Source organism: Rhizobacter sp. AJA081-3 (assembly GCF_017795745.1).
Classification (GTDB): domain Bacteria; phylum Pseudomonadota; class Gammaproteobacteria; order Burkholderiales; family Burkholderiaceae_C; genus Piscinibacter.
The window spans coordinates 2789142-2812773 of the sequence record NZ_CP059067.1; the positions used below are offsets into that span (position 1 = coordinate 2789142).

The following is a 23632-nucleotide window of genomic DNA, read 5'->3' on the forward strand; positions in this document are numbered from 1 at the left end:
GAGTGCACGGTGAGGCGTCGCCCGCCAGTTTCGTGCATCGAGCGCCGAAGCTCATACGCCGGCGCGCATGTCCAGTATCTGTTGGGGCGACAGACAAGCACCGCAACTCGCGGCAGTGGATCGTGTTGCTGGCCGCTGCGCTCTGCGCGGCGTGCGCGTTCAGCGTGTGGCGTTGATACGCAGCGCCGCGTGCGCATGCGTGTACTCGGCCAGCGGGCCGAGGTGCACCACCTCGCTGCTCAGGCGCGTGGCGCTGCCGAAGTAGACCCAGGCACTCAGCGCCGGTGCCTGCGCCTCACCGCGCGGCCGCACCGCGATCTCGGCACGCGCGTACCAATCGGGCTCGGTGATGCGCTCCAGCGCATCCATGCGCGCCAGGGCCGCGTCGTCTACCTCGTAGAGCTGCCCAACCACCTGCTCGCCCTGCCCCGGGCTCGCCACCAGCCAGGGCAGCTGGTTCGGTCCGATCACGTAGAGCGGGAAGCGCTCGACGGTGACGAACTCACCGGGGACGCGCACGCCCGCGTTGACGTGGGCGTTGCGGTGGCCTTGTTTGAGGGTGCCGTAGACGAAGACATGGGTGACTCCGTGGGCCGGTTTCCGAGCTCGATCCACTTCAGTCATCGCGAGGCTCCCGCAATGAGGCCACCCTCCCCGCCAACCCCACAACCCCCGCCGTCCTGACCTCCGCCAGCTCCCGCCGCAGCGCCCGCTCGATCAATTGCCGCGCCGTCTCCAGGTGCGGCAGCACAGGCCCCAGGAAGTAGATCGTCTCGCCCTCGGCGATCAGCAGCGTGGGGAAGTCGACCACGTCCAGCTCGCCGAGAGCGTCTTCGTCGTCCTCGATGTCGACCTTGACGAAGCGCATGCGCGGGCCGAACTCGCGCGCGAGTTGCTCGAAGGTGGGGTAGTAGGCGTCGCAGTTGCGGCACCATGCGGCGCACAGGCAGGCCACCAGCCAGGGGCCGCCCTGGGCCTGCGCCGTGTTCATTCGGGCACCTTCATTCGGCGCAGTGTGCCGCACCGTGCGCCGGGGTGCTTGCCTGGCTCCCGGGCGCGGATGATGATGCGGCTCGACCATTCCGAGGAGACAAGATGACGCGCAGCATGGCAACTCTCGCCACGGCCATCGTGGTGTTCGCCGCGGCGCTGTCGCCCCGCGCAGAAGCCGCGGACCTTTCGGTCGAGCAGGTCACGGCCCTGCTCGCCGCGGCCAAGCCAGGGTCACCCGCCAATCTCGCCGGCAAGGACTTGTCCGACCTCGACCTCAGCCGGCTCGACTTTCGCGGCGCCGATCTGCGCGGCACCAGCTTCTTCGGCAGCCGGCTGGTCGAATCCGATCTGCGCGGCGCCAACCTCGAAGGGGCCAACCTCAACGGCGCCTGGCTGATGGGCACCGACTTCACCGGCGCGCGGCTCGCCGGCGCGAGCCTGCTCTCGGTGGTGATCCTCGGCGGCACGGTCAAGAAGATGCCGGTGTTCCGCAATGCCGACCTGAGCGGCGTGAAGATGATCGCCGACCTGCCGGGTGCCGACCTGGCCGGCGCGAACTTCAGCCGCGCGATGGTGGGCGTGAACATCAAGAACCAGGGCATGGGCCAGATGCGCACCGACCTCTCCAACGCCAGCCTGGCCGGCGCGACGCTGACCGGCGCCGACTTCAACCGCTCGCTGATGAACTTCTGCAACCTGCAGGGCGCCAACCTGCGCGGGGCGAACTTCTTCCGCGTCAAGCTGGTGGGTGCCGACCTCAGCGGCGCCGACGTGACCGGTGCCGATTTCACCGAGGCCGACGTGAATGCCACCATCCTGCGCGGTGCCGTGGGGCTGGCCGAGGCGAAAGGCCTCGACAAGGCCGAGAACGCCGACAAGATCGTGCGCTGAGCCGCCGAAGCGAAGCGCCTCTGCAAGTGCGCAGCGCAGGCGGCTCACACTCAGGCCGACGCTGGCCAGCTTCGCAGGGCCTTCGCTGTGGCCTGAGGGCCAGTGCGGTTTCGAGCAACAAACGAAACCTGCCACCCGCCGCGATGAAGCGCGCCTGAAACGGTGCCTGCAGACACTGACTTCACGCCACGCCCCACCGCGTGCCCTCCAGTCAGAGCCCAGGACACCGATCATGAAGAGCTACCTCGCCATCGCCGCCCTCGCCATCGCCGCGGCTGCCGTCTCCACCCCCAGCCAGGCGCAGAGCTTCGTGCAGGTGAAGGAGTGGGATGTCTACGTCGACCTGCCCACGCGCTTCGCCTACGTGAAGACGCCGATGGGATGGACCTTCGTGCGCCAGCTCGACGAGGCGCAGATGGACCAGTTGCACCCGACCACGCTGACCGCGCTGCTGCCCGCCGAGCAGCCGGAGATCCACTACGCCCACCCGGCGATGGAGCTCTCGCCGCGCGTGATGGCGCTGCGCGCCGGTGGCACGCGCGTGGCCGCCAACCCGGCGGGCGCTCGCGCGCAGTGAGCGGGCGCTGTGCGCGCGCTCAGGCGTGCGCCATGCCCGGCGCGAGCTTGAACACCTGCACCATCTCCGTCAGCCGAGAGGCCTGCTGCTTCAGGCTTTCGGCGGCGGCCGCGCTCTCTTCCACCAGCGCGGCGTTCTGCTGCGTCACCTGATCGAGCTGCGTCACCGCATCGTTGACCTGGCCGATGCCGCTGGTCTGCTCGAAGGCCGAGCTGCTGATCTCGCCGATGAGATCGGCCACGCGCTGAACCTGGCTGACCACGTCGGCCATCGTCGTGCCGGCGTCGGCCACGAGGTGGGCGCCGTTCTCGACCTTGGCCACGCTGTCGCCGATCAGCGCCTTGATCTCGCGGGCGGCCTCGGCGCTGCGCTGCGCGAGGCTGCGCACTTCCGACGCCACCACCGCGAAGCCGCGGCCCTGCTCGCCGGCACGCGCCGCTTCCACCGCGGCGTTCAATGCCAGGATGTTGGTCTGGAAGGCGATGCCGTCGATCACGCCGATGATGTCGGCAATGCGCTTGGAGGCGGCGCTGATGTCGTCCATTGTCGCCACCACCTGGCCCACCACCTCGCCGCCCTTGCGCGCCACGGCGCTGGCCGAGCTGGCCATCTGGGTGGCCTGGCGCGCCGTGTCGGCGTTGTTCTTCACCGTCGAGTTCAGCTGCTCCATCGAGGCGGCCGTCTGCTGCAGGTTCGAGGCCTGCTCCTCGGTGCGCTGCGAGAGGTCGGCATTGCCGGTGGCGATCTGCGCGGAGCCGGTGGCGATGGAGTCGGACGCGGCGCGCACCTGGCCCACCACGCGTGCCAAGCTGGCCTGCATGTCGGCCAGCGAGGCGAGCACGCTGCCCTTGGGAGCGTGCGTGGCGCCGGCCACCGGGTTCAGGTCGCCGGCGGCCACGCGCTCGGCGGTGCGGCCGAGGTCCGCGGGCTCGGCGCCCAGGGCGCGGGTGAGGCTGCGCGTGATGCCCACGGCCAGGATCGTGGCCGCAGCGAGCGATGCGGCGCAGAGGGCCAGCAGCAGGTTGCGGGCCGACGCGAAGTGCGCCTCGGACGCCTTCACTTCCGCGGCAGCGGCGGCATTGGCCTGGGCGATGTAGGTGTTCGCCGCCTGCAGCAGCGCGGCCAGCAGCGGGCGGCACTCGGCATTCATGCGGCCCACGGCTTCGTCGCGCTTGCCGGCGAGCGCGAGCTCCACGATGCCCAGCGCCACCGGTCCGTACTTCGCCTCCGCTCGCTCGAGCTCGGCGAAGGACTTGCGCTCCTGCTCGGTGGCCGCGCCGGCCTTGGCCAGCGCGGCCTTCAACTTGGCAATGGTGTCCTGGAGCTTGGCGTGTGCCTGGCCGACGGCAGCCTTTTCGGCGTCGCGCTCTGCCGCGCCGACGAGCACCAGGTTGCGGGCGCCGATGGCGCGGGCGTTCGCGGCGTCGAGCACGTCATTGGCCAGCGAGATGCGGGCGGCGTCATCTTCGACATAGGTCTGGAAGTCGTTGTGGGAGGTTCCGAGTGACTTCAGCGCCAGGGCGGACACGCACATGACGACCAGCGCAAGCGCACCGAACCCGTAGCCGAGCTTGGCTTTGACGGAGAGGTTCATGATTTCCTTTGCAGTAAGAGACACACATCAATACTGCCGATGCATGGCAATCACTTTCGGCCGCAGCGCACGATCATTTAGGTCACAAATGACCTAAACATGTGTAACAACGTTCTGCCGCTCGGACCCCCTCCCTCAGAAGCCCAGTACGCCCGCCGTCAAGCGTAGAGCTTGGCCTGCGCCTCCAGCGGCACCGGCTTGATGCGCGAGGCCATGCCCGCGCAGCCGAAAGCCTGCATGCGCGCGATGCAGACGTCGCGCGCCGCGGCGGTGGCGTCCTTGAGGAACTTGCGCGGGTCGAACTCGCTGCGGTCCTTGTTCATCGCGCGGCGCATCGCGCCGGTCATCGCCAAGCGGATGTCGGTGTCGATGTTGATCTTGCGGACGCCGTGGCGGATGCCTTCCTGGATCTCCTCGACGGGCACGCCGTAGGTTTCCTTGATGTCGCCGCCGTTCTCGCGAATGATCGCCAGCCACTCCTGCGGCACCGACGAGGAGCCGTGCATCACCAGGTGCGTGTTCGGGATCTTGGCGTGGATCTGCTTGATGCGGTCGATCGCGAGGATGTCGCCGGTGGGCTTGCGGCTGAACTTGTAGGCGCCGTGGCTGGTGCCGATGGCGATCGCCAGCGCGTCCACACCGGTCAGCCGGACGAAGTCGGCGGCCTGGTCGGGGTCGGTGAGCATCTGGTCGTGCGTGAGCGTGCCTTCGGCACCGACGCCGTCTTCCTCGCCGGCCTGGCCGGACTCGAGCGAGCCCAGGCAGCCGAGTTCGCCTTCCACCGACACGCCGATCGCATGCGCCATCTCGCAGACGCGGCGGGTCACGTCGACGTTGTACTCGTAGCTGGCAGGCGTCTTGGCATCCTCGCGCAGCGAACCGTCCATCATCACGCTGGTGAAGCCGGAGCGGATGCTCTGGATGCACACCGAGGGGCTGGCGCCGTGGTCCTGGTGCAGCACGATCGGGATGTCGGGGTACATCTCGGCCGCGGCCTCGACCATCTTGCGCAGGAAGGGCTCGCCGGCGTACTTGCGGGCGCCGGCGCTGGCCTGCAGGATGACCGGGCTGTCGGTCTTCTGCGCGGCCTGCATGATGGCCTGGATCTGCTCCAGGTTGTTCACGTTGAAGGCGGGCACGCCGTAGCCGTGCTCGGCCGCGTGGTCGAGCAGCTGTCGAAGGGAGATCATCGCCATGGGTGGCTCCTGAAGTTCAAAGTCAATGCGAGACGAGTTCGGGCTTCGTGGCCGCGGCGACGAGCCGCGTGGCGCGCACCGCCACCATCTCGGCGGTGATGCCGAACAGGCGGAACAGGTCGCCGGCGGGGGCCGACTCGCCGAAGCGGTCCAGGCCCACCACGTCGCCGTTCTCGCCCACGTGGCGCCACCACAGGCCGGTGCTGCCGGCTTCCACCGCCAGGCGCGGCAGGTGGCGCGGGATCACCTCGGCGCGGTAGGCGTCGCTCTGGCGCTCGTAGAGGTCCAGGCAGGGCACGGAGACGACGCGCGCGGCGATGCCCTCCTCGGCCAGCAGCGTGGCGGCGGCCAGCGCCACGCCGACCTCGGAGCCGGTGGCGATCAGCACCACCTGCTCGTGGGCGGGCTTGCGCAGCACGTAGCCGCCCTTCGCAATGGCGTCGGCGCGCTCGCTGCCGTCACCAGCGTGCGGCAGGCCTTGCCGGCTGAGCGCCAGCGCGCTCGGGCCGTCGGTGCGGCGCAGCGATTCGCGCCAGGCGACGGCGGTTTCGGTGGCATCGGCCGGGCGCCAGACGTCGAGGCCGGGGATCAGCCGCAGGCTCGACACATGCTCCACCGGCTGGTGCGTCGGGCCGTCTTCGCCCAGGCCGATGGAATCGTGCGTGAACACATGCACCACCGGCAGCTTCATCAGCGCCGACATGCGCAGCGCGTTGCGCGAGTAGTCGCTGAAGGTGAGGAAGGTGCCGCCGTAGGGGCGGAAGCCGCCGTGCAGCGACACGCCGTTCATGATCGCCGCCATGCCGAATTCGCGCACGCCGTAGTGCACGTGGTTGCCGGTGCCGGCGCCGAGCAGCGGCTTGTGGCCCTTCCAGTCGGTGAGGTTGGAGCCGGTCAGGTCGGCCGAGCCGCCGAGCAGCTCGGGCATCGAAGGGGCCACCGCGTTGAGCAGCTCCTGCGAGGCCTTGCGCGAGGCGACGGTGGCCTTCTTGCTCTCGGTGTCAGCGATGGCCTGCGCGAAGGCGCGCTCGGCCTTGTCGGTAGGTTGGCCGGCCGCGGCATGGCGGCGCAGCAGCTCGTGCGCGAGGTCCGGGAATGCCTCGGCGAAGGCGCCGAAGCGCAGCTGCCAGTCGCGCCGCATCGCGGTGCCGCGCTCGCGCGCCGACCAGGCCTCGCGCACCACGTCCGGGATCTCGAACGGCGGCCAGCTCCAGCCCAGCGCCTCGCGGGTGAGCTTGATTTCCTCGGCGCCGAGCGCCTCGCCGTGCGCCTTGGCGGTGCCGGCGCGGTTGGGCGAGCCGTGGCCGATCTGCGTCTTGCAGCAGATCAGCACCGGGTGATCGGAGCTCTTGGCCGCGGCAATCGCTGCGTCGAGCGCAATGCGGTCGTGGCCGTCGACGTTGCGCAGCACCGTCCAGCCGTAGGCCTCGAAGCGCGCCGGCGTGTCGTCGCCGAACCAGCCCTTGACGTCGCCGTCGATCGAGATGCCGTTGTCGTCGTAGAAGGCGACCAGCTTGTTCAGCCGCCAGGTGCCGGCCAGCGAGCAGGCCTCGTGGCTGATGCCCTCCATCAGGCAGCCGTCGCCGAGGAACACGTAGGTGCGGTGGTCGACCATGTTGTGGCCGGGCCGGTTGAACTCGGCGGCGAGCAGCTTCTCCGCCAGCGCCATGCCCACGGCGTTGGTGATGCCCTGGCCGAGCGGGCCGGTGGTCGTCTCGACGCCGGGCGTGAGGCCGTGCTCGGGGTGGCCCGGCGTGAGCGAGTGCAGTTGCCGGAAGCGCTTGAGCTCGCTCATCGGCAGCGCGTAGCCGCTGAGGTGCAGCAGCGCGTAGAGCAGCATCGAGCCGTGGCCGTTGCTGACGACGAAGCGGTCGCGGTCGATCCACTGCGGGTCGGCCGGGTCGTGCTTGAGGTGGTGGCGCCACAGCGCCTCGGCGATGTCGGCCATGCCCATGGGCATGCCCGGGTGGCCGGAGTTGGCGGCCTGCACGGCGTCGAAGGAGAGCACGCGCAGGGCGTTGGCGCACAGCGTGCGCAAGGCGGTGGCGTCGAGCGTGGGGGTGGTCATGGTCGTGCCCTCCGCTTCAGTTCGCCAGGGCCTTCTTGCGGCGCTCCACCAGCCGCAGGATCATCGGCGTGAAGATCAGCTGCATGGCCAGTTCCATCTTGCCGCCGGGCACCACCAGCGTGTTGGCGCGCGACATGAACGAGTCGTGCAGCATGCTCAGCAGATAGGGGAAGTCGAAGCCGGCCGGGTTGGCGAAGCGGATCACCACCAGGCTCTCGTCGGCCGTGGGGATGGTGCGCGCGATGAACGGATCCGAAGTGTCGACCACCGGCACGCGCTGGAAGTTGATGTGCGTGCGCGTGAACTGCGGGCAGATGTAGTGCACGTAGTCGGGCATGCGGCGCAGGATCACGTCGGTCACCGCGTCGGTGGAGTAGCCGCGCATGTTCTTGTCGCGGTGGATCTTCTGGATCCACTCGAGGTTGATGACCGGCACCACGCCGATCAGCAGGTCGGGGTAGCGCGCGATGTCGACCTTGTCGGTGGTCACGCCGCCGTGCAGGCCCTCGTAGAACATCAGCTCGCTCTTGGGCAGGTCCTGCCAGGGCGTGAAGGTGCCCGGGTCCTGCTTGAAGGGCGCGGCCTCGTTGGCGTCGTGCAGGTACTTGCGGCTCTTGCCGGTGCCGCTCTCGGCGTAGTCGCGGAACAGCGACTCGAGCTCCTCGAACAGGTTGCCCTCGTGGCCGAAGTGGCTGAAGTTGCGGTTGCCCGCGACCTCGGCCTCGGCCATCTTGGCGCGCATGGCCAGGCGGTCGTAGCGGTGGAAGGAGTCGCCCTCGATGATGGCGGCGTCGACCTTTTCGCGGCGGAAGATGTTCTCGAAGGTGCGCGTCACCGAGGTGGTGCCGGCGCCCGACGATCCGGTGATCGCGATGATGGGGTGCTTGGCGGACATGGGAGTTCCCGGAAGTGAAGAAAATCGTGGCGAGCGTGCGGGTACTCCTTGATCCCGCCCGCGTGGATGGCGCGAGCCGCTGCGGCGCTCAGACCGGCGTGGCGAACAGCCCCCGCTTGCCGAACAGCGGCGACTTGTAGGTGTCCTGCGGCTCTTCGTGGTGGTAGCCCTCGATGCGGGAGACCTCTTCCGACGAACCGAAGATGAAGCCGATGCGCTGGTGCAGCGATTCGGGCTGCACTTCGAGCATGCGCTTGCGGCCGGTGCTGGCCTGGCCGCCGGCCTGCTCGATCAGCATCGAGATCGGGTTGGCCTCGTAAAGCAGGCGCAGGCGGCCGTGCTTGGACGGATCCTTGTTGTCGCGCGGGTACATGAAGACGCCGCCACGCATGAGGATGCGGTGCGTCTCGGCCACCAGCGAGGCGATCCAGCGCATGTTGAAGTCGGCGCCGCGCGGGCCGGTCTGGCCGGCCAGGCATTCGTCGACGTAGCGCTTGACGGCCGGCTCCCAGAAGCGGCTGTTCGAGGCGTTGATGGCGAACTCGCGCGTCTTCGCGGGGATCTTCAGGTTCGGGTGGCTGAGCACCCATTCGCCGAGCTGCGGGTCGAGCGTGAAGGCGTGCGTGCCGGTGCCCAGCGTGAGCACGAGCATGGTCGCGGGGCCGTAGATCGCGTAGCCGGCGCACACCTGCTGCGTGCCGGGCTGCAGGAAGTCCTCGGGCTTGGCGTCCTGCCCCGGCGTGGCGGCGCGCAGCACCGAGAAGATGCTGCCCACCGACACGTTGACGTCGGTGTTCGAGGAGCCGTCGAGCGGGTCGAACAGCAGCAGGTACTTGCCGCGCGGAAACTCCGCGGGCAGGTGGTAGACCTCTTCCATCTCTTCCGAGACCATGCCGGAGACGATGCCGCCCCACTCGGCGGCGCGCAGGAACATCTGGTTGCTCACCACGTCGAGCGTCTTCTGCGCCTCGCCCTGCACGTTGACGGTGTTGTCCTGCACGTGCCCGAGCATGTCGGCCAGCGCGCCGAAGGCGACCTTGCGCGAAATTGCCTTGCAGGCCAGCGACACGTCGGTGACCAGCGCGTTGAGGTCGCCGGTCGCGTCGGGGTGGCGGCGTCGTTCCTCGATGAGGAACTGGGTCAGGGTGGGTCTTCCGCCAGTGGGCATGACGGTCTCCTACGAGTTGAAAAGAGGTTCGGAGGCGCCGCGCGTGGCGAGCAGCACCTGCAGCAGTTCGTCGGGGCCGGACACGCGCAGCGGGTCGAGCCAGGCGGGCAGCGCGTGGTGGCCGTAGCCCCAGGGCACGAGCACGGCGCGGCAGCCGGCAGCGTGGGCCGACTGCATGTCGGGCGCGCTGTCGCCGACCATCAGCAGCCGCTCGGGCGAAATCGCGAGCTGAGCCGCGGCGGCCAGCAGCATGCCGGGGGCCGGCTTGCGCAGCGCGGCGGTGTCGGCGCCGAACACGGCGTCGACGAAGGGCAGCACGCCGGCCGCATCGAGCACGGCGCGCGCCAGCGGCGTGGGCTTGTTGGTCACCACCACCATCGGCATCACGCGGTGCAGCCCGCTGACCAGATCGAGGATGCCGGGGTAGACCACACCGTGCGCCAGCGGCGCAGCCAGGGTGTCGACATCGAACCAGCGGCGCAGGCGCGCGCGCAGCTCGGCGTCGGCATCGGCGAGGCCCTGCGCGGCCAGCGCGCGGGCGATCAGCACATCGGGGCCGTCGCCGATCCAGCCGCGCACGGCGTCGAGGTCGAAACGCTCGAGGCCAGCCTTCTTCAGCGCAGCGTTCAGGGCGTGCTGGATGTCGGGCGCGCTGTCGACCAGCGTGCCATCGAGATCGAAGGCAACGGCCTGGACGAGGCGCAGCGATTCCTTCACGCGGTCTCCAGGGCCAGGCTTCGCTGGCCGGCCAGCGCTTCCTCGCGGATGCCGGCGATCGCCTCGGCATAGGCCGCGGTGTTGCGCGCGCCGGTGAACACCGCCGAGCCGGCCACCATGGTGTCGGCGCCGGCCTCGGCAACGCGGCGCGCGTTGTCGCGCTTCACGCCGCCGTCGACCTCGAGCCAGATCTCGCGGCCGGTGTTCTTCATCGCGGTGTCGACGAGGCGGCGCGCCTTCTCGAGCTTGGGCAGCGTGGACTCGATGAAGCTCTGCCCGCCGAAGCCGGGGTTCACCGACATCAGCAGCACCAGGTCGAGCTGCTCGATCACGTGGTCGAGCACGTACAGCGGCGTGGCCGGGTTGAGCACCAGCCCGGCCTTCACGCCGAACGACTTGATCAGCTGGATGGTGCGATCGACATGCTCGCTCGCCTCGGGGTGGAAGCTGATGAGGCCGGCACCGGCCTGCGCGAACATCGGGATCAGCGCGTCCACCGGCTTGACCATCAGGTGCACGTCGATCGGCACGGTGGCGTGCGGCTTGATCGCCTGGCACACCAGCGGGCCGACGGTGAGGTTGGGCACGTAATGGTTGTCCATCACGTCGAAGTGGATCAGGTCGGCGCCGGCGGCGATCACCGCCCTGACCTCCTCGCCCAGGCGCGCGAAGTCGGCCGACAGCAGGCTGGGGGCGATGCGGATGGTGTTGTTCATCAGGCGGCCCTCGGGGCGTACAGCGCGGCCACTTCGCAGTGCGGCCGCTGCTCGACGCGGCGCACCAGCTCGGCGTGCGTGAGCCAGGCGGCGTCTTCGAGCTGCGAACCGGGTTCGCCCGCGATCGGGTGGGCCGGGTCGCCCAGGCTGGGCAGAACCAGGTCGGCGCCGGTGAAGTCGTGCGACTCGGTCCAGTAGGTCGGCGTGATCACCGTCCACAGGCCGGCGCCCGTGGCGGCGAGCAGGCCGTTGTGCGAATCCTCCAGCGCCACCGCCTGGTCGGCATCGACGCCCAGGTGCTGCAGCGCCAGCTTGTAGATGTCGGGTGCGGGCTTCTTGGCCGGCACCTGGTCGCCGCAGGCGATGACGCTGAACATCTCCAGCCCGCGCGTGCCGAGCGTCGAGCCGAGAAGCGCATCGATGTTCGCGGCGGTGGTCGTGCTGGCGATGCCCAGGCGGCAACCCGCTGTGAGCGCCTCTTCCATCAGGCGCGCCACGCCCTCGCGCAGCGGCACCGCGCCGTCGGCGACGAAGGAACTGTAGAACTTGGTCTTCTCGGCGTGGATGGCCGGGATCAGCTCGGTCAGGCGCTTGCGGTCGGAGGGGCTGAGCGTCTTGCTGGCCAGGTAGGCAGCGATGCGCTCCTTGCCGCCGGTGGTCTTGAGCAGCTCGCGGTAGGCGTCCTGGCTCCACTTCCAGCCGAGCTTGTAGCGCTCGAAGGCGTTGTTGAACGCCACGCGGTGCGCTTCCTCGGTGTCGGCCAGCGTGCCGTCGACGTCGAAGATCAGGGCCTGGACGCTCATGCTGGCTTTCCTTGCTGGGATTGTGTGAAGACGCGGCTGGCCAGGATGTCCTGCGCGTGCAGCGTGACGAGCTCGTCGCGGCTGAGCGACGTCTCGGCGGAAAACAGCCGCGTGGCGTGGCGCAGGCGGATGCGGTCGAGCGCGTTGCGGATCGAGCGCGCGTTGGCGAAGTGCGGCTGCTGGCGGCGCAGATGCACGTACTGCTCGAAGGCCGGCACGGCGTCGCTGCCGAAGCGGTAGTTCAGCTTGCCGAGCATCAGCTGGGCGATCTGCATCAGCTCGGCTTCCGAGTAGTCGGGGAAGTCGATGTGGTGCGCGATGCGCGAGGCCATGCCGGGGTTGCTGGAAAAGAACGTATCCATGCGGTCCTTGTACCCCGCCAGGATCACGACCAGGTCATCGCGGTTGTTTTCCATGACCTGCATCAGGATCTCGATCGCCTCCTGCCCGTAGTCGCGCTCGTTCTCCGGGCGGTACAGGTAGTAGGCCTCGTCGATGAACAGCACGCCGCCCATCGCCTTCTTGATGATCTCCTTGGTCTTCGGCGCGGTGTGGCCGATGAACTGGCCGACGAGGTCGTCGCGCGTCACCGCCACCATGTGGCCCTTGCGCACGTAGCCGAGCTGCTTGAGCACCTCGGCCATGCGCAGTGCCACCGTGGTCTTGCCGGTGCCGGGGTTGCCGGTGAAGCACATGTGCAGCGTCGGCGGCTGCGACTGCAGCCCCTGCTCGGCGCGCAGCTTGTCGATCAGCAGCAGTGCCGCGATGTCGCGGATGCGGTCCTTCACCGGCGCCAGGCCGATCAGCTCGGCGTCGAGCTGGTCGAGCAGCGCTTTCACGCCCGAGGATTCGAACAGCGCTCGTGGCGCGGTCGAAGCGGGTGCGGCGGGGGAGGAGGCGTCCATGGCGCGGCGTGGCACTGCGGGCCGATCAGTAGCGGGCGCCTTCGGGCTTCGCCTGCACGGCGTAGCTCTCGATGCTGTAGCGGATGGTGCGGCCGGGCTCCTCGGAGCGGATCAGCCGGAAGCCGGGCTCGTTGGTCGGCCGGTTGACGATGAAGGACATCACCACCGATTCCGTGCCGTGCGTCGAGTCGAAGGCCGTGACGCGGATGTACTGCTGCGGGAAGGTCTTGCGGCAGGCGTTGATCTCCATGAGGATGCCGGCGGCGTCCTTGATGTCGAACATCGGGTTGCCGTACATCTCCCAGAAGGTGTTGCGCGGGTGCGGGTCGTCGGTGTACTCGATGCCCAGCGCCCAGCCCTTGCCGAGGCAGTAGTCGAGCTGCTTGGTGATCTGCGCGTCCGTCAGGTCGGGCAGGAAGGAGAAGGTGCCTTGGGTGATTCGCATGAAGAAGCTCCTTAGGCGACGGACGGCGTCGGCACGTAGTCCGAGGTGTCGGTCGAGGTGTAGTTGAAGGTGATGTCGCCCCAGGTGTCGAGCGCGGCGGCCAGCGGCGAGCACCACTTGGCGGCATCGCGCAGGATCTGCGGGCCTTCCTCGGCGATGTTCTTTCCCTCGTTGCGCGCCAGCACCATGGCTTCGAGCGCGACGCGGTTGGCGGTGGCGCCGGCCTGGATGCCCTGCGGGTGGCCGATCGTGCCGCCGCCGAACTGCAGCACCACGTCGTCGCCGAACAGGTCGAGCAGCTGGTGCATCTGGCCGGCGTGGATGCCGCCGGAAGCGACCGGCATCACCTTCTTCAGCGCGCCCCAGTCCTGGTCGAAGTAGACGCCGCGCGGCAGGTCGACCTTGGTGTGCGTGTCGCGGCAGATGTTGTAGTAGCCCTGCACCGTCATCGGGTCGCCCTCGAGCTTGCCGACCGCCGTGCCGGCGTGGATGTGGTCCACCCCCGCCAGGCGCATCCACTTGGCGATGACGCGGAAGCTCACGCCGTGGTTCTTCTGGCGCGTGTAGGTGCCGTGGCCCGCACGGTGCAGGTGCAGGATCATGTCGTTCTGGCGGCACCAGTGGCTGAGCGACTGGATGCCGGTGTAGCCGACCACCAGGTCGACCATGACGATCACCGAGCCCAGATCTTTCGCGAACTGCGCGCGGCGGTACATCTCTTCCATCGTGCCGGCGGTGACGTTCAGGTAGCTGCCCTTGACTTCGCCGGTGGCCGCGCTGGCCTTGTTGACGGCGTCCATCACGAACAGGAAGCGGTCACGCCAGTGCATGAAGGGCTGCGAGTTGATGTTCTCGTCGTCCTTCATGAAGTCCAGGCCGCCGCGCAGGCCTTCGTAGACGACGCGGCCGTAGTTGCGGCCCGACAGGCCGAGCTTCGGCTTGGTGGTGGCACCCAGCAGCGGGCGGCCGAACTTGTCCAGGCGCTCGCGCTCGACCACGATGCCCGTGGGCGGGCCGGCGAAGGTCTTCACGTAGGCGACCGGGAACTTCATGTCCTCCAGGCGCGCCGCCTTCAGCGGCTTGAAGCTGAACACGTTGCCGATGATCGACGCGGCGACGTTGGTGATCGAGCCCTCTTCGAACAGGCTGAGGTCGTAGGCGACGTAGGCGAAGAACTGGCCCGGGTTGTTGGGCACCGGGTCGACGCGGTAGCACTTGGCGCGGTACATGTCGCAGGCGGTGAGGCGGTCGGTCCAGACCACCGTCCAGGTCGCGGTGCTCGACTCGCCGGCCACGGCCGCACCCGCTTCGATCGGGTCGACGCCGTCCTGAGGCGTGATGCGGAACAGCGCCAGGATGTCGGTTTCCTTCGGGACGTAGTCGCTATCCCAGTAGCCCATCTGGGCGTATTTCAGAACACCGGCCGAATAGCGCTTCTTGGCGTCGGTGATCTGCTGGACGTCTTTCATGTGGCCCATGGAGCTTCCTCGTGCGTTGCGGATGGGCTCAATGTAGGCAAGTGCGATCAATTAGGAAAATTAAATCTTTTGACTCGAACATGTCTTTTTCCTAATATCACGCCATGCCGCTGACCAAGAACGCCACCTTCCGCCAGCTCGCCACCTTCCACGCCGTGGCGCGCCTGGGCAGCGTGTCGGCGGCGGCCGACGAGCTGCACCTCACGCAGCCGGCGGTGTCGATCCAGATCGCGGCACTGGAGGAGTCGGCCCGCTCGCAGCTGCTTCAGCGCACCGGCCGCGGCATCCGCCTCACCGAGGCCGGCGAGCTGCTCGACGGCTACGCGCGGCGCATCCTCGAACTCTGGCGCGAGGCCGGCGAGGAGATGGCCACGCTGCAGGGCGTGTTCTCCGGCACGCTGCGCGTGGGCGCAATCACCACCGCCGAATACCTGCTGCCGCCGATGCTGGTGACCTTCGCCAACGAACACCCGCAGGTGAAGGTCAAGCTGCAGGTGGGCAACCGCGACGAGATCGTGCAGATGCTCGCCTCGCAGGAGATCGACCTGGCCATCATGGGCCGCCCGCCCGCCGAGCTGAAGACCGACTCGACGCCCTTCGCCAAGCACCCGATGGCCTTTCTCGCCTCGCCGAACCACCCGCTGATGGCCGGCCCGCGGGCGACCATGGCGATGCTCTCCAACGAGCGCATCCTGGTGCGCGAGCGCGGCTCGGGAACGCGCTCGACCATCGAGCGCCTGTTCAAGGACGCCGGGCTGCCGCTGCGCATCGGCTCCGAGCTGTCGAGCAATGAGGCGATCAAGCACATGTGCGCCGCCGGCTTCGGCGTGGCCTTCCTGTCGATGCACACCTGCGTGCTGGAGATGCGCGCCGGCGTGTTGGCGCTGCTGCCGATGGAGCACAACCCGATCGAGCGCGACTGGCACGTCATGCACCTGGCCTCGCGCCAGCTGCCGCAGGTGGCGCTGGCCTTCGAGAAGTTCCTGAGCACGCGCGGCCAGGCCGAGATCGCGCGGCAGCTCGGCCCGGCACCTGCCAAGCCGGCCCCACCCCGCCCGAGGAAGACCCGACGGGCCGCCGTGCGCGCCTGAAGGCAGAATCGACGCACACGAAGGGCCGTCGCCGGCCCGGCGCGTCATGCAGTACCACCCGCCGTCCCACCCGCTGTCGCACCACGAGATCCTCGGCCTGGCCGCGCCCTTTGCGCGGCGTGGCCGTCACGTGGACTTGCCCGCCAGCCAGCGCCTCGAGCGGCGCCTCGCGTTCAAGGAAGTGCCGGGGCCGGACGGCCTGCAGGAAGGGCTGAGGCTGGAGAACCCCGCCAGCGGGCGCTACCTGCTCACCCGCACGCTGACGCGGCCCGACGGGTTGCAGGTGGAGTTGCAGACCGCCGGAGCCGACCCGGCCGTGCTGCTGGCGCGGCTGGACACTGTGGCGCCCACCTCGCAATGGCACACCGGCCCGGGCTTCGTGCTGGCCATCGGCATGCGACTGGAGCCTGCGGGCACGTCGGCCGCAGCCGATGCGCCGCTGCGCACGCTGGCGACGAAGCTCGAACTGCACTGCGACGCGCTGCGGCTGCGCCTGCAGGTGCCGGTGACACCGGGCATCCCGGCCGAGGTCGAGCTCGAGGCGCCGCTGGGCGACGTGCACGAGCTGCCCGAGGACCTGCTCGCCGTGCTCGGCCAGGGCTGGTCGAGCCTGTGGCGCGTGGGCCCGGGCTGGCGCGGCAGCTTCCGCCTGCCGCGGCGCGAGCCGGCGCGCAGCGAACATGCCCGGCGCCAGATGGAGCGCGCTGCCGCGCACTTGGCGGCCACGCTGGCCGAGCCGCCGGCGCAGTTCCATGCCCGCCTCGCTTCGCAACGCTGGAAGGTGGCCGTGCGCCGCTGCGTGCCGCTGCTGACCGTCGCCGCGCTGATCGGCGCCTCGCTGGCCGTGCCGAGCTTCGAGATCGCCCAGAACTCTGTGTTCCGCATGCTCCTCTTCAACGCCCCGCCGCTGCTGCTGGCGCTGGGCCTGTGCCTGCAGGAGCTGCCGCGCTTCGAGCTGCCGCGGCGGCCCCGCCCGTCCACCGCCGCGTCGTGGCGCAGTGCCGCGGCCGCCATCCAACCGCCAGGGTGAACGATGCTCGGCAACCCGATGAACATCCCGCCGATCTCGATCGCCGCTGCGAAGGCGGCGCTGATCGAGCAGTACGCCGACGCCACGCTGCGCCGCCGCGCCACCATGCTGTGGGGCACGCGCGGCGTGGGCAAGTCGTCGGTGGTGCGGCAGGTGGCCGAGCATTTCAAGGTGCCGCTGGTCGACCTGCGCCTGACCACCATCGAGCCGGTGGACTTGCGCGGCGCGATCTTCGCCGACGACCGGCAGGCCAAGACGGTGTGGTTCCCGCCGGAGTTCCTGCCCACGGCGGACATGCCGGCCGGCATCCTCTTCCTCGACGAGCTCACCGCCGCCGACCAGCGGCTGCAGATCTCGGCCTACTCGCTGATCCTCGACCGCCGCGTCGGCAACTACCGGCTGCCCGACGGCTGGCAGGTGGTCGCCGCGGGCAACGCGAGCTTTCACGGCGCGGTGAGCCACGACATGGGCACGGCGCTGGCCGACCGCATGTTCCACTTCAACGTGCAGACGGTGATCGACGCCTTCCTCGCGCATGCGATGGCGATGGACTTCGCGCCCGAGGTGATGGCCTACCTGAAGGTGCGCCCCGACAAGCTCGACGACACGCAGGCGCAGCTCGCCAACGACCACCTGATCGGCGCCAGCCCGCGCGGCTGGGAAGACATCTCCAACGTGCTGCGCTCGGGGCTGTCGGAATCGGCGAAGCGTGTCTTCGTGCAAGGGCGCATTGGTGCGGCCAACGCGGCCGAGTTCTTCGGCGTGCTGCGCGAGTTGCAGGCCGCCGTCGACGTGGTGAAACTGCTCGCCGCGAAGGCCGGCGCTGAGACGGCGGCGCTGCTGCCGCGCACGCTCGACGGCCTGTACGGCATGGTCTACGGCCTGCTCGCCGCCAGCCGCGACGGCGAAACGCTGGCACGCGCGCTGGAGATCGTCGAACAGCTGCCCGACGTCGGCAGTGCAGCCGGCCTGCCGGTGCGCGAGGGGCAGACGCTGGCGATGGAGCTGCTGATGCAGCGCGCGCTGGAGAGCGGCCTGGAGACGGCCATCCTCGACAGCGCCTCGTACCGCCGCTACGCCGAGCGCCGGCGTGCCGAGGGGCTCGATGGCTGAGGCCTTCGGCCACCGCGGCACGCGCGCCGTGCAGCGCATGGTGGAGTACGCGCCGTCCACCGGCGGCCTGGCGCTGTGGGTGCGGCATCACGACCTGCCCGACGACGCGGCACGCAGCGATGCGGGCAACGAATCGCCGCTGATCGCCACCGACGGCCTGACGATCTTCTATGCCCGCGGCTTCGAGGCGCTGCCGCTGGACGAGCAGGTCGGCTGGGTGGCGCACGAGGTGCTGCACATCTCACTGCGCCACACGCAGCGTTTCGTCGAGCTGCAGCAACTGATCGGCACGGTGGACCTGGCCCTGTTCAACCGCTGCGCCGACGCGATCGTCAACAGCACGCTCTCGCACCTGAGCTGGCTCGAGCTGCCCGAGGGCGCCGTGCAGCTCGATACCTTGCTGCGCGCCGCACTGGAGGTGGAGCAGCCGGTCGAGGCTTCGCTGCTCGAATGGGACGTGGAGCGCCTGTACCGGGCGCTCGTCGAACGCAGCCGGGCGGGATCTGCCCGAGGTGCGCGACCCGAGCGCGGCCGGCGCGGCGCCGCGGACGAGCGCACGCCGGCCGAGAGGGCTCGTGCCATGGGCCGCGACGAACATGCCGACCTGCGACCCGCGCCTTCGCAGCAGCAGGCGCCGGAGCAGGAGGCGCAGGCCGCACGCGAATGGGCCGAGCGCATCACGCGGGCGCACGCCGGCGACGGCGCGCACTCGATGCTGCGCACGCTGATCGCCGACCTGCCGCGCGTGCGCACGCCCTGGGAACAGGTGCTGCGCACGCAGCTCGCGCGTTGCCTGACGCCGCAGCCGGAGCTGTCGTGGTCGCGGCCCTCGCGCTCCTACCTCGCCAACCAGGGCCGCATCGGCTCGCACCGGCGCATGCCCTTCGAGCCGGGCGTCGGTCCGACGAAGTCGGCGCCGCGGCTGGTGGTCATCGTCGACGTGTCGGGCTCGATCGACGAGGCGCTGATGGAACGCTTCGCACGCGAGATCGAGGCCATCACGCGGCGCCTGCATGCCGCGCTGACGCTGGTGATCGGCGACGAGCGGGTGCAAAGCGTGCAGCGCTTCGAGCCGGGCCGCGGCACGCTGGGCGAGATCGCCTTCCAGGGCGGCGGCGGCACCGACTTCACGCCGATGCTCGAGGAGGCCGACGCACACGACCCCGACATCACCGTCGTGCTCACCGACCTCGACGGCCCGGCGCGACACCGGCCGCGCGCGCCAGTGCTGTGGGCCGTGCCGGAGGCGTGCGCACGCGCCGAGCCGCCGTTCGGGCGCAAGCTGGTGCTGGCCTGAGTCGCAACGCATGAATGCCCCACCGCTGACGCACCACGACATCCTCGCGCTGGCCGAGCCCTTCGCGCGGCGCGGGCGGCGCGTCGACCTCGCGGCGAGCGACCGCATCGCGCGGCGCGTCGTGTTCCAGGAAATACAGCGCGGCGCACTGCGCGAGGCCCTGCAGCTCGAGGACCTGGGCACCGGCACGCGCCAACTCACGCGCACCCTCACCCATCCCGGCGGACTGCAGGCCACGCTGGAGGCGATGGGGCCGTCGCCGCAGGAACTGGTCGACCGCATCGAGGCGGTGGCGCCGGACTCGCAGTTCAGCGAGGGCGAGGGTTTCGTCGTCGCGCGCAGCTACAGCGTCTCGGGTGTCGCGCAGGTGCTGCGGCTGGGGCAGGTGCAGGTCGATGGGCTGAAGCTGGCGATGACCGTCTCGCCGGTGAGCGGCGTGTCGGCCGACATCGTGCTCACCGCGACGGGCGAGCATGCGCTCGCCCTGCCCGAGGACACGCTGGCCGTGCTGGGCTGGGATTGGGCGCGGCTGATCCGCCAGAAAGACGGCTGGAAGAGCAAGCTGCGCCTGCGTGGCCGGCCGGACAAGCGCACGCGCACGGCCGAACAGGCGCTGCAGCGCGCCGCGGCGCACCTGTCGCTCACGCTCGCCGAACCGCCGGCGCGCTACCACGAGCGCCACCTGCGCTCGCGCTACGGCGTCGTGCTTCGCCGTGCCATTCCGCTGCTCACGCCGATCGCCCTGGTGATCACGGTGCTGTCGCTGCCGCGCTTCGATGTCGAGTCCAGCCCGCTGTGGTGGCTGATGTACCACGTGCCCACGGTGCTGATCGCGCTGAGCTTCCTGCTGCAGGAGCTGCCGCAGTTCGAGATCCCGCCCTGGCCGCGGCCACGCAGGGGTTCGTCGTGGCGGGTGCCGAGCGAAGCTAGTGGCGCGGCCGGTCGATCGCCGGGTCGCGCGGCGGCACGGTGAACGCGCGCGAGATGATCAGGCCCGACTGCAGGTACAGGGCATTGAGCAGCCGCCGCACGCGGGACGGCTGCAGCACCGTCCAGCTGGCCAGTTCGTCGAGCGAGGCCGGGCTGCCCTGCAGGTGCTGCAGCAGCGGCATGTCGCACTTCTCGATCGGCAGGCCGCGCGTGGCCACGCCGGCCGCGAGGCGGTAGCGCACCGAGCCGGCGATTTCGGGCAGCAACTCGCTGCGCGCACCATTCAGCGCCAGCAGCCACAGCAGCGGCGCGAGCGCTCCGAAGTTCAGCGAGCTGCTGCGCGAGCCATCGGGCGCGAACGGCGCCAGCAGTGCCTCGGGCTCGACGTGCACGAGGCGCAGGCGGGCGAGCTCGAAGCTCGGCAGCAGGCACAGGTTCTCCGGGCAATGGAACAGCTGGTCGCGCGGAAACACCGACAGGCGCAGCACATTGCGGCCGTGCTGCAGGTGCAAGGCCAGCGGCCGGGCGTGGCGCACGCAGGCGGCAAGCACGGGCAGCAGCTCGGTGCCGCCGGGTTCGTCGGCGAAGCGCTTCAGGTCGGACAGCAGCGACGGGCTCAGCGTGGTCGTGTAGGTGCTCGGCTGCAGCTCGTCCGCTTCACCGTCGAAGATCGTGCTGGCCACGTCGGTGGGCCGGAACTGGGTGGTGTCGCTGAAGGGAACGGTGGGGTTGTCCATGCGGGTCTCGCGCAGTGCGTCGGCCCGGGGCACGACTGACCTCGCAAGCCTAAGGGACGCCGGCACCGGCCCGGCCGGCGCAATTGCATCCGGCCGTTTCACGCGGCGGCGGCATGCCGCGGGCAGTCATGCCCGCGCGGGAATCATTGGTTTCAATCTTGTGCGACGAGCGCCGGCCCCTGCCTCAGCCCGGGCAACAGCTCGAACAGGTCGGCCGGCACCGGCCGGCTGAACAGGTAGCCCTGCAACTCGTCGCAGCCCATCGAGCGCAGCACCTCGGCCTGCGCCTCGGTCTCGATGCCCTCGGCCACGAGGTGCAGCCGCAGCGAGCGCGCCAGCGCGACGATGGCGCGCGTGACCGCCATCGCGCCGTCATCGGTGCCCAGACCGACGACGAACGACCGATCGATCTTCATCACGTCGATCGGCAGCTGGCGCAGGATGGCCATCGACGAATAGCCAGTGCCGAAATCGTCGAGCGCGATCGTCACGCCCCAGCGGCGCATCTCGGCCAGTTGCGCGCAGGCCTCGCCGGGGTCGCCCATCAGCAGGCTCTCGGTGACCTCCAGCTCCAGCGCCTCGGCGGGCAGCCCGCTGTGCGAGAGGGCATCGCGAACGAAGCCCGTCAGCTCACCCGAGACGAGCTGCCGCGTCGACACGTTGACCGAAATGCGCCGCAGCGGCGTGCCCTCGCGGCGCCACGCGGCCGCCTGCGTGCAGGCGGCCTCGAGCACCCAGCGGCCGATTTCGTCGATCAGGCCCGAGGACTCGGCCACGTCGATGAAGGCCCCCGGGTAGAGCAGCCCGCGCTCGGGGTGCTGCCAGCGGATCAGCGCCTCGGCGGACAGGATCCGGCCGTCGCGCGGTTGCACGCGTGGCTGGTAGTGAACGACGAATTCGTTGCGCTCCAGCGCCCTTCGCAGCTCGGCCTGCAACTGCACGCGTTCGCGCGCGGCCCGGTCGAGCTCGGGGGTGAAGAGCATGTGTTGCCCCCGGCCCGCAGCCTTGGCGGCGAAAAGCGCGATGTCGGCACAGCGCAGCAGCTCCTCGCGGGTGCGGCCGTGGTGCGGATGCAGGGCGATGCCGACGCTGGCACCGAGCCGCTGCTCGACTCCGCGCAATGTGAACGGCCGGCCGAGCGCAGCGATCGCCAGCCGGGCCAATGTCGCGGCCGCAGCCGGGTCGGCACCCGGCAGCAGCAGGATGAATTCGTCGCCGCCGGGCCGCGCCACCAGGGCGCTCGCGGGCACACAGGACTTCAGCCTGCGGCTGGCCGCGCACAGCAGCTCGTCGCCGGCCTCGTGGCCGAGCGTGTCGTTGACGTCCTTGAAGTGGTCGAGATCGAGCGACAGCACGGCCAGCGCAGCGTCGTCGGCAAGTCGGTCGAGCGTCTGCTCGATGCGCTGGTGCAGCCCGTAGCGGTTGGCCAGGCCGGTCAGGCTGTCGTGCGCGGCTCGGTACACCAGTTCCTGCTCGCGCGAGCGGGCCGCCATCGCCACGGCCAGCCGGTCGCGCACCTCGCGCGCCGGCTGCAGGGCCGCGTCGTCCGCGGCTTCGGCCAGGCCCAGCACGATCAGCGCCTGCGTCTGGCCTTCGTGCCGCAGCGGGAGCAGCGCGATCGTCGCCACGCGCGCCGGATCTCCCGGGCACAGCCAGCGCGGCAGGGCCTGCCGCGACGCTGCGGCAGGCTGCGCGGGGTCCAGCAGCTCATCGCGGAACAGGCCGGCGAATCGCATCAGGGCCTCGCCATCGAGTTCGAGCTGCTCGCTGCGGATGAGCAGCGCATCGGCCGGGCCGCGCGTCATCCAGCTGCGATGCAGCGCCGATGCACCCTCGCGCCAGTTCACCGAAGCGCAGGCCCGCGGGTAGCGTGAGGCCAGGCGCTGCAGGGCGTGGCCGGCCACCCGCTCGAACGAGACGCCGTCCAGGATGTCGCGGTCGATCGCGGCCAGGCCTTCGAGTGTGCCGATCTGCGTCTCGATGCGCTGCGCCATGTCGTTGAAGGCGTCGGCGAGGTCGCCAATCTCGTCGTCGCGCCGGATCTCGACGCGGGTGCCGGCGGCACCGGCGGCCAGCGCCTGCGTGCCCTGGGTCAACTGGCGCAGCGGCTGCAGCGTGCGGCGGATGCTCCAGTGGCTGAACAAGGCCACCGCCAGCAGCCCGAGCAAGGCCACCGCGCCGAGCCACAGTGCCAGCGGCAGACCTTGCCATCGAACCCGTGGTCGAGGCGCCTGCTGTGTAAAGAGCCACTCGCCGGCACCGAGCTCGCCGGCCAGGAACAACTGCGTGTTCGAGCTGACCACGTCGCCGCGCGCCTCGGCCAGATCGCTCTCGCGCTGCAGCGGCGAATCTTCGCCGACGTGGCGCACCAGCAGGCGGCCGCGGTTGTCTCGCACGCTCCAGGCGGTGTCCAGGCCGGCGTCGGTCAGCGGCGCCCAAAGGTGGCCGCTGTCGACTTCGGCGATCCAGCGCAGCGAGCCGTCGCGGAAGGCGCCGAGCAGCACCCGTGGCTGGCTGGGCAGGGAGAAATCCAGCCGCAGCTGCACTTCGGCGGCGCTGTGCGCTGCCTGCGGCCGCTCCAGGCCGCTGTCGGCGCTCGCCCAGACACTGGCCAGGCTGGCAGGCTCGCTGGCAGGCCAATGGGTCTGACCCTGCGCCCCCAGCAGCGTGACCTGGTGGAACACCTGGCCGAGGCCGGCTGGCTCGGTCAGCGCGGCATCCGCACTCCCGCCCGGCGGTGCCTCGGGCGCGAGCCGCAACAGCGATTTGGCGTTGAGCAGCCGGTCGAGCACCTGGCGGCTGACCTGGCGCGTGGCCTGGCTGCGCGCGCCGAGGCTCAGGTCCTCGGCGACCTGGGTGGTCGCGAGGGTGGCGATCCAGTCGGTCAGCGCCAGCGGCAGCACGGCCACCAGCACGAACAGCAGGAACAGGCGCTGAGCCAGCCGGCTGCGGGGGGCTCGCGCGTCGTCGCTCATTGCCGGGCCGTGG

Annotated in this window: 22 protein-coding genes; 7 read left to right on the forward strand and 15 right to left on the reverse strand. The window is 70.1% G+C overall.

The genetic code is table 11. The features are described 5' to 3' along the window. Positions 1 to 159: 159 nt before the first annotated feature. Both HZ992_RS13240 and HZ992_RS13245 read right to left on the reverse strand, forming a co-directional pair. On the reverse strand, positions 160 to 624 hold the full coding sequence (locus tag HZ992_RS13240) for a gamma-glutamylcyclotransferase family protein (protein ID WP_209382318.1): 465 nt from the start codon (positions 622 to 624) through the stop codon (positions 160 to 162). Next, positions 617 to 991, reverse strand: a complete 375-nt coding sequence (locus tag HZ992_RS13245) for a thioredoxin family protein (RefSeq protein ID WP_209382319.1) — start codon at positions 989 to 991, stop codon at positions 617 to 619. The genes HZ992_RS13240 and HZ992_RS13245 overlap by 8 nt, the downstream gene beginning before the upstream one ends. 104 nt (positions 992 to 1095) lie before the next feature. Between HZ992_RS13245 and HZ992_RS13250 the strand changes: the two genes are divergently transcribed. After that, the gene (locus HZ992_RS13250) at positions 1096 to 1884 is read left to right on the forward strand and encodes a pentapeptide repeat-containing protein (protein ID WP_209382320.1); all 789 of its coding nucleotides are present in this window, start codon (positions 1096 to 1098) and stop codon (positions 1882 to 1884) included. Positions 1885 to 2116: 232 nt separating this feature from the next. After that, positions 2117 to 2461 carry a hypothetical protein gene (locus HZ992_RS13255; RefSeq protein WP_209382321.1) on the forward strand — a complete coding sequence of 115 codons (345 nt, stop codon included), beginning with the start codon at positions 2117 to 2119 and terminating at the stop codon, positions 2459 to 2461. 19 nt (positions 2462 to 2480) lie between these two features. On the opposite strand, the gene HZ992_RS13260 is transcribed toward HZ992_RS13255, so the two are convergent. The 11 genes from HZ992_RS13260 to HZ992_RS13310 all read right to left on the reverse strand — a co-directional run bounded on the left by HZ992_RS13260 (position 2481) and on the right by HZ992_RS13310 (position 14437). After that, positions 2481 to 4055, reverse strand: a complete 1575-nt coding sequence (locus HZ992_RS13260; protein WP_209382322.1) for a methyl-accepting chemotaxis protein — start codon at positions 4053 to 4055, stop codon at positions 2481 to 2483. Between the two features lie 158 nt (positions 4056 to 4213). Further along, positions 4214 to 5251, reverse strand: coding sequence for a class II fructose-bisphosphate aldolase (gene fba / locus HZ992_RS13265; protein WP_209382323.1), 1038 nt, complete (start codon positions 5249 to 5251; stop codon positions 4214 to 4216). 22 nt (positions 5252 to 5273) lie between these two features. Further along, entirely contained in the window at positions 5274 to 7319 is a 2046-nt protein-coding gene (tkt, locus tag HZ992_RS13270) for a transketolase (RefSeq protein WP_209382324.1), read from the reverse strand. Positions 7320 to 7335: 16 nt separating this feature from the next. Next, on the reverse strand, positions 7336 to 8214 hold the full coding sequence (locus tag HZ992_RS13275) for a phosphoribulokinase (protein WP_209382325.1): 879 nt from the start codon (positions 8212 to 8214) through the stop codon (positions 7336 to 7338). A gap of 88 nt (positions 8215 to 8302) precedes the next feature. After that, the gene (locus HZ992_RS13280; protein WP_209382326.1) at positions 8303 to 9382 is read right to left on the reverse strand and encodes a class 1 fructose-bisphosphatase; all 1080 of its coding nucleotides are present in this window, start codon (positions 9380 to 9382) and stop codon (positions 8303 to 8305) included. A gap of 9 nt (positions 9383 to 9391) precedes the next feature. Continuing rightward, the gene (locus HZ992_RS13285; RefSeq protein ID WP_209382327.1) at positions 9392 to 10099 is read right to left on the reverse strand and encodes an HAD-IA family hydrolase; all 708 of its coding nucleotides are present in this window, start codon (positions 10097 to 10099) and stop codon (positions 9392 to 9394) included. Then, a complete protein-coding gene (rpe, locus tag HZ992_RS13290) occupies positions 10096 to 10815 on the reverse strand; it encodes a ribulose-phosphate 3-epimerase (protein WP_209382328.1) in 720 nt (239 codons plus the stop codon). The genes HZ992_RS13285 and rpe overlap by 4 nt, the downstream gene beginning before the upstream one ends. Next, positions 10815 to 11618, reverse strand: a complete 804-nt coding sequence (locus HZ992_RS13295; RefSeq protein WP_209382329.1) for an HAD-IA family hydrolase — start codon at positions 11616 to 11618, stop codon at positions 10815 to 10817. Before HZ992_RS13295 ends, rpe begins: the two co-directional genes overlap by 1 nt. Next, the gene (gene cbbX, locus HZ992_RS13300; protein ID WP_209382330.1) at positions 11615 to 12523 is read right to left on the reverse strand and encodes a CbbX protein; all 909 of its coding nucleotides are present in this window, start codon (positions 12521 to 12523) and stop codon (positions 11615 to 11617) included. Before cbbX ends, HZ992_RS13295 begins: the two co-directional genes overlap by 4 nt. A gap of 25 nt (positions 12524 to 12548) precedes the next feature. Next, complete coding sequence (locus tag HZ992_RS13305) at positions 12549 to 12968, reverse strand: ribulose bisphosphate carboxylase small subunit (protein WP_209382331.1); 420 nt, start codon at positions 12966 to 12968, stop codon at positions 12549 to 12551. A gap of 11 nt (positions 12969 to 12979) precedes the next feature. Continuing rightward, positions 12980 to 14437 (reverse strand): form I ribulose bisphosphate carboxylase large subunit, encoded by a 1458-nt coding sequence (locus HZ992_RS13310; protein ID WP_371816828.1) that lies wholly within the window; start codon positions 14435 to 14437, stop codon positions 12980 to 12982. Between the two features lie 113 nt (positions 14438 to 14550). Here HZ992_RS13310 and HZ992_RS13315 point away from each other — a divergent pair, with 113 nt between their 5' ends. From HZ992_RS13315 to HZ992_RS13335, 5 genes are read left to right on the forward strand one after another with little or no spacing between them, the layout of a single operon-like run. Beyond that, positions 14551 to 15537 carry a LysR family transcriptional regulator gene (locus HZ992_RS13315; protein ID WP_209382333.1) on the forward strand — a complete coding sequence of 329 codons (987 nt, stop codon included), beginning with the start codon at positions 14551 to 14553 and terminating at the stop codon, positions 15535 to 15537. 46 nt (positions 15538 to 15583) lie between these two features. Continuing rightward, a complete protein-coding gene (locus HZ992_RS13320; RefSeq protein ID WP_209382334.1) occupies positions 15584 to 16567 on the forward strand; it encodes a hypothetical protein in 984 nt (327 codons plus the stop codon). 3 nt (positions 16568 to 16570) lie between these two features. Beyond that, on the forward strand, positions 16571 to 17680 hold the full coding sequence (locus HZ992_RS13325; RefSeq protein ID WP_209382335.1) for an AAA family ATPase: 1110 nt from the start codon (positions 16571 to 16573) through the stop codon (positions 17678 to 17680). Further along, on the forward strand, positions 17673 to 18977 hold the full coding sequence (locus HZ992_RS13330) for a vWA domain-containing protein (RefSeq protein WP_209382336.1): 1305 nt from the start codon (positions 17673 to 17675) through the stop codon (positions 18975 to 18977). The genes HZ992_RS13325 and HZ992_RS13330 overlap by 8 nt, the downstream gene beginning before the upstream one ends. A 10-nt stretch (positions 18978 to 18987) precedes the next feature. After that, the gene (locus tag HZ992_RS13335) at positions 18988 to 19950 is read left to right on the forward strand and encodes a hypothetical protein (RefSeq protein WP_209382337.1); all 963 of its coding nucleotides are present in this window, start codon (positions 18988 to 18990) and stop codon (positions 19948 to 19950) included. Here HZ992_RS13335 and HZ992_RS13340 read toward each other — a convergent pair. Both HZ992_RS13340 and HZ992_RS13345 read right to left on the reverse strand, forming a co-directional pair. Beyond that, complete coding sequence (locus tag HZ992_RS13340; protein WP_209382338.1) at positions 19904 to 20644, reverse strand: hypothetical protein; 741 nt, start codon at positions 20642 to 20644, stop codon at positions 19904 to 19906. The genes HZ992_RS13335 and HZ992_RS13340 overlap by 47 nt on opposite strands. A gap of 152 nt (positions 20645 to 20796) precedes the next feature. Beyond that, positions 20797 to 23619, reverse strand: coding sequence for a putative bifunctional diguanylate cyclase/phosphodiesterase (locus HZ992_RS13345; protein WP_209382339.1), 2823 nt, complete (start codon positions 23617 to 23619; stop codon positions 20797 to 20799). Positions 23620 to 23632 lie beyond the last annotated feature (13 nt).

Bases quoted from the DNA above. Each gene is read 5' to 3' on its own strand.
- tkt (WP_209382324.1), bottom strand. From the start codon at position 7,319: ATGACCACCCCCACGCTCGACGCCACCGCCTTGCGCACGCTGTGCGCC.
- HZ992_RS13275 (WP_209382325.1), bottom strand. From the start codon at position 8,214: ATGTCCGCCAAGCACCCCATCATCGCGATCACCGGATCGTCGGGCGCC.
- HZ992_RS13320 (WP_209382334.1), top strand. From the start codon at position 15,584: ATGCAGTACCACCCGCCGTCCCACCCGCTGTCGCACCACGAGATCCTC.
- HZ992_RS13245 (WP_209382319.1), bottom strand. From the start codon at position 991: ATGAACACGGCGCAGGCCCAGGGCGGCCCCTGGCTGGTGGCCTGCCTG.
- HZ992_RS13335 (WP_209382337.1), top strand. From the start codon at position 18,988: ATGAATGCCCCACCGCTGACGCACCACGACATCCTCGCGCTGGCCGAG.
- HZ992_RS13340 (WP_209382338.1), bottom strand. From the start codon at position 20,644: ATGGACAACCCCACCGTTCCCTTCAGCGACACCACCCAGTTCCGGCCC.
- HZ992_RS13280 (WP_209382326.1), bottom strand. From the start codon at position 9,382: ATGCCCACTGGCGGAAGACCCACCCTGACCCAGTTCCTCATCGAGGAA.
- HZ992_RS13325 (WP_209382335.1), top strand. From the start codon at position 16,571: ATGCTCGGCAACCCGATGAACATCCCGCCGATCTCGATCGCCGCTGCG.
- HZ992_RS13250 (WP_209382320.1), top strand. From the start codon at position 1,096: ATGACGCGCAGCATGGCAACTCTCGCCACGGCCATCGTGGTGTTCGCC.
- fba (WP_209382323.1), bottom strand. From the start codon at position 5,251: ATGGCGATGATCTCCCTTCGACAGCTGCTCGACCACGCGGCCGAGCAC.
- rpe (WP_209382328.1), bottom strand. From the start codon at position 10,815: ATGAACAACACCATCCGCATCGCCCCCAGCCTGCTGTCGGCCGACTTC.
- HZ992_RS13315 (WP_209382333.1), top strand. From the start codon at position 14,551: ATGCCGCTGACCAAGAACGCCACCTTCCGCCAGCTCGCCACCTTCCAC.
- HZ992_RS13310 (WP_371816828.1), bottom strand. From the start codon at position 14,437: ATGAAAGACGTCCAGCAGATCACCGACGCCAAGAAGCGCTATTCGGCC.
- HZ992_RS13255 (WP_209382321.1), top strand. From the start codon at position 2,117: ATGAAGAGCTACCTCGCCATCGCCGCCCTCGCCATCGCCGCGGCTGCC.
- HZ992_RS13345 (WP_209382339.1), bottom strand. From the start codon at position 23,619: ATGAGCGACGACGCGCGAGCCCCCCGCAGCCGGCTGGCTCAGCGCCTG.
- HZ992_RS13295 (WP_209382329.1), bottom strand. From the start codon at position 11,618: ATGAGCGTCCAGGCCCTGATCTTCGACGTCGACGGCACGCTGGCCGAC.
- HZ992_RS13330 (WP_209382336.1), top strand. From the start codon at position 17,673: ATGGCTGAGGCCTTCGGCCACCGCGGCACGCGCGCCGTGCAGCGCATG.
- HZ992_RS13260 (WP_209382322.1), bottom strand. From the start codon at position 4,055: ATGAACCTCTCCGTCAAAGCCAAGCTCGGCTACGGGTTCGGTGCGCTT.
- cbbX (WP_209382330.1), bottom strand. From the start codon at position 12,523: ATGGACGCCTCCTCCCCCGCCGCACCCGCTTCGACCGCGCCACGAGCG.
- HZ992_RS13240 (WP_209382318.1), bottom strand. From the start codon at position 624: ATGACTGAAGTGGATCGAGCTCGGAAACCGGCCCACGGAGTCACCCAT.
- HZ992_RS13305 (WP_209382331.1), bottom strand. From the start codon at position 12,968: ATGCGAATCACCCAAGGCACCTTCTCCTTCCTGCCCGACCTGACGGAC.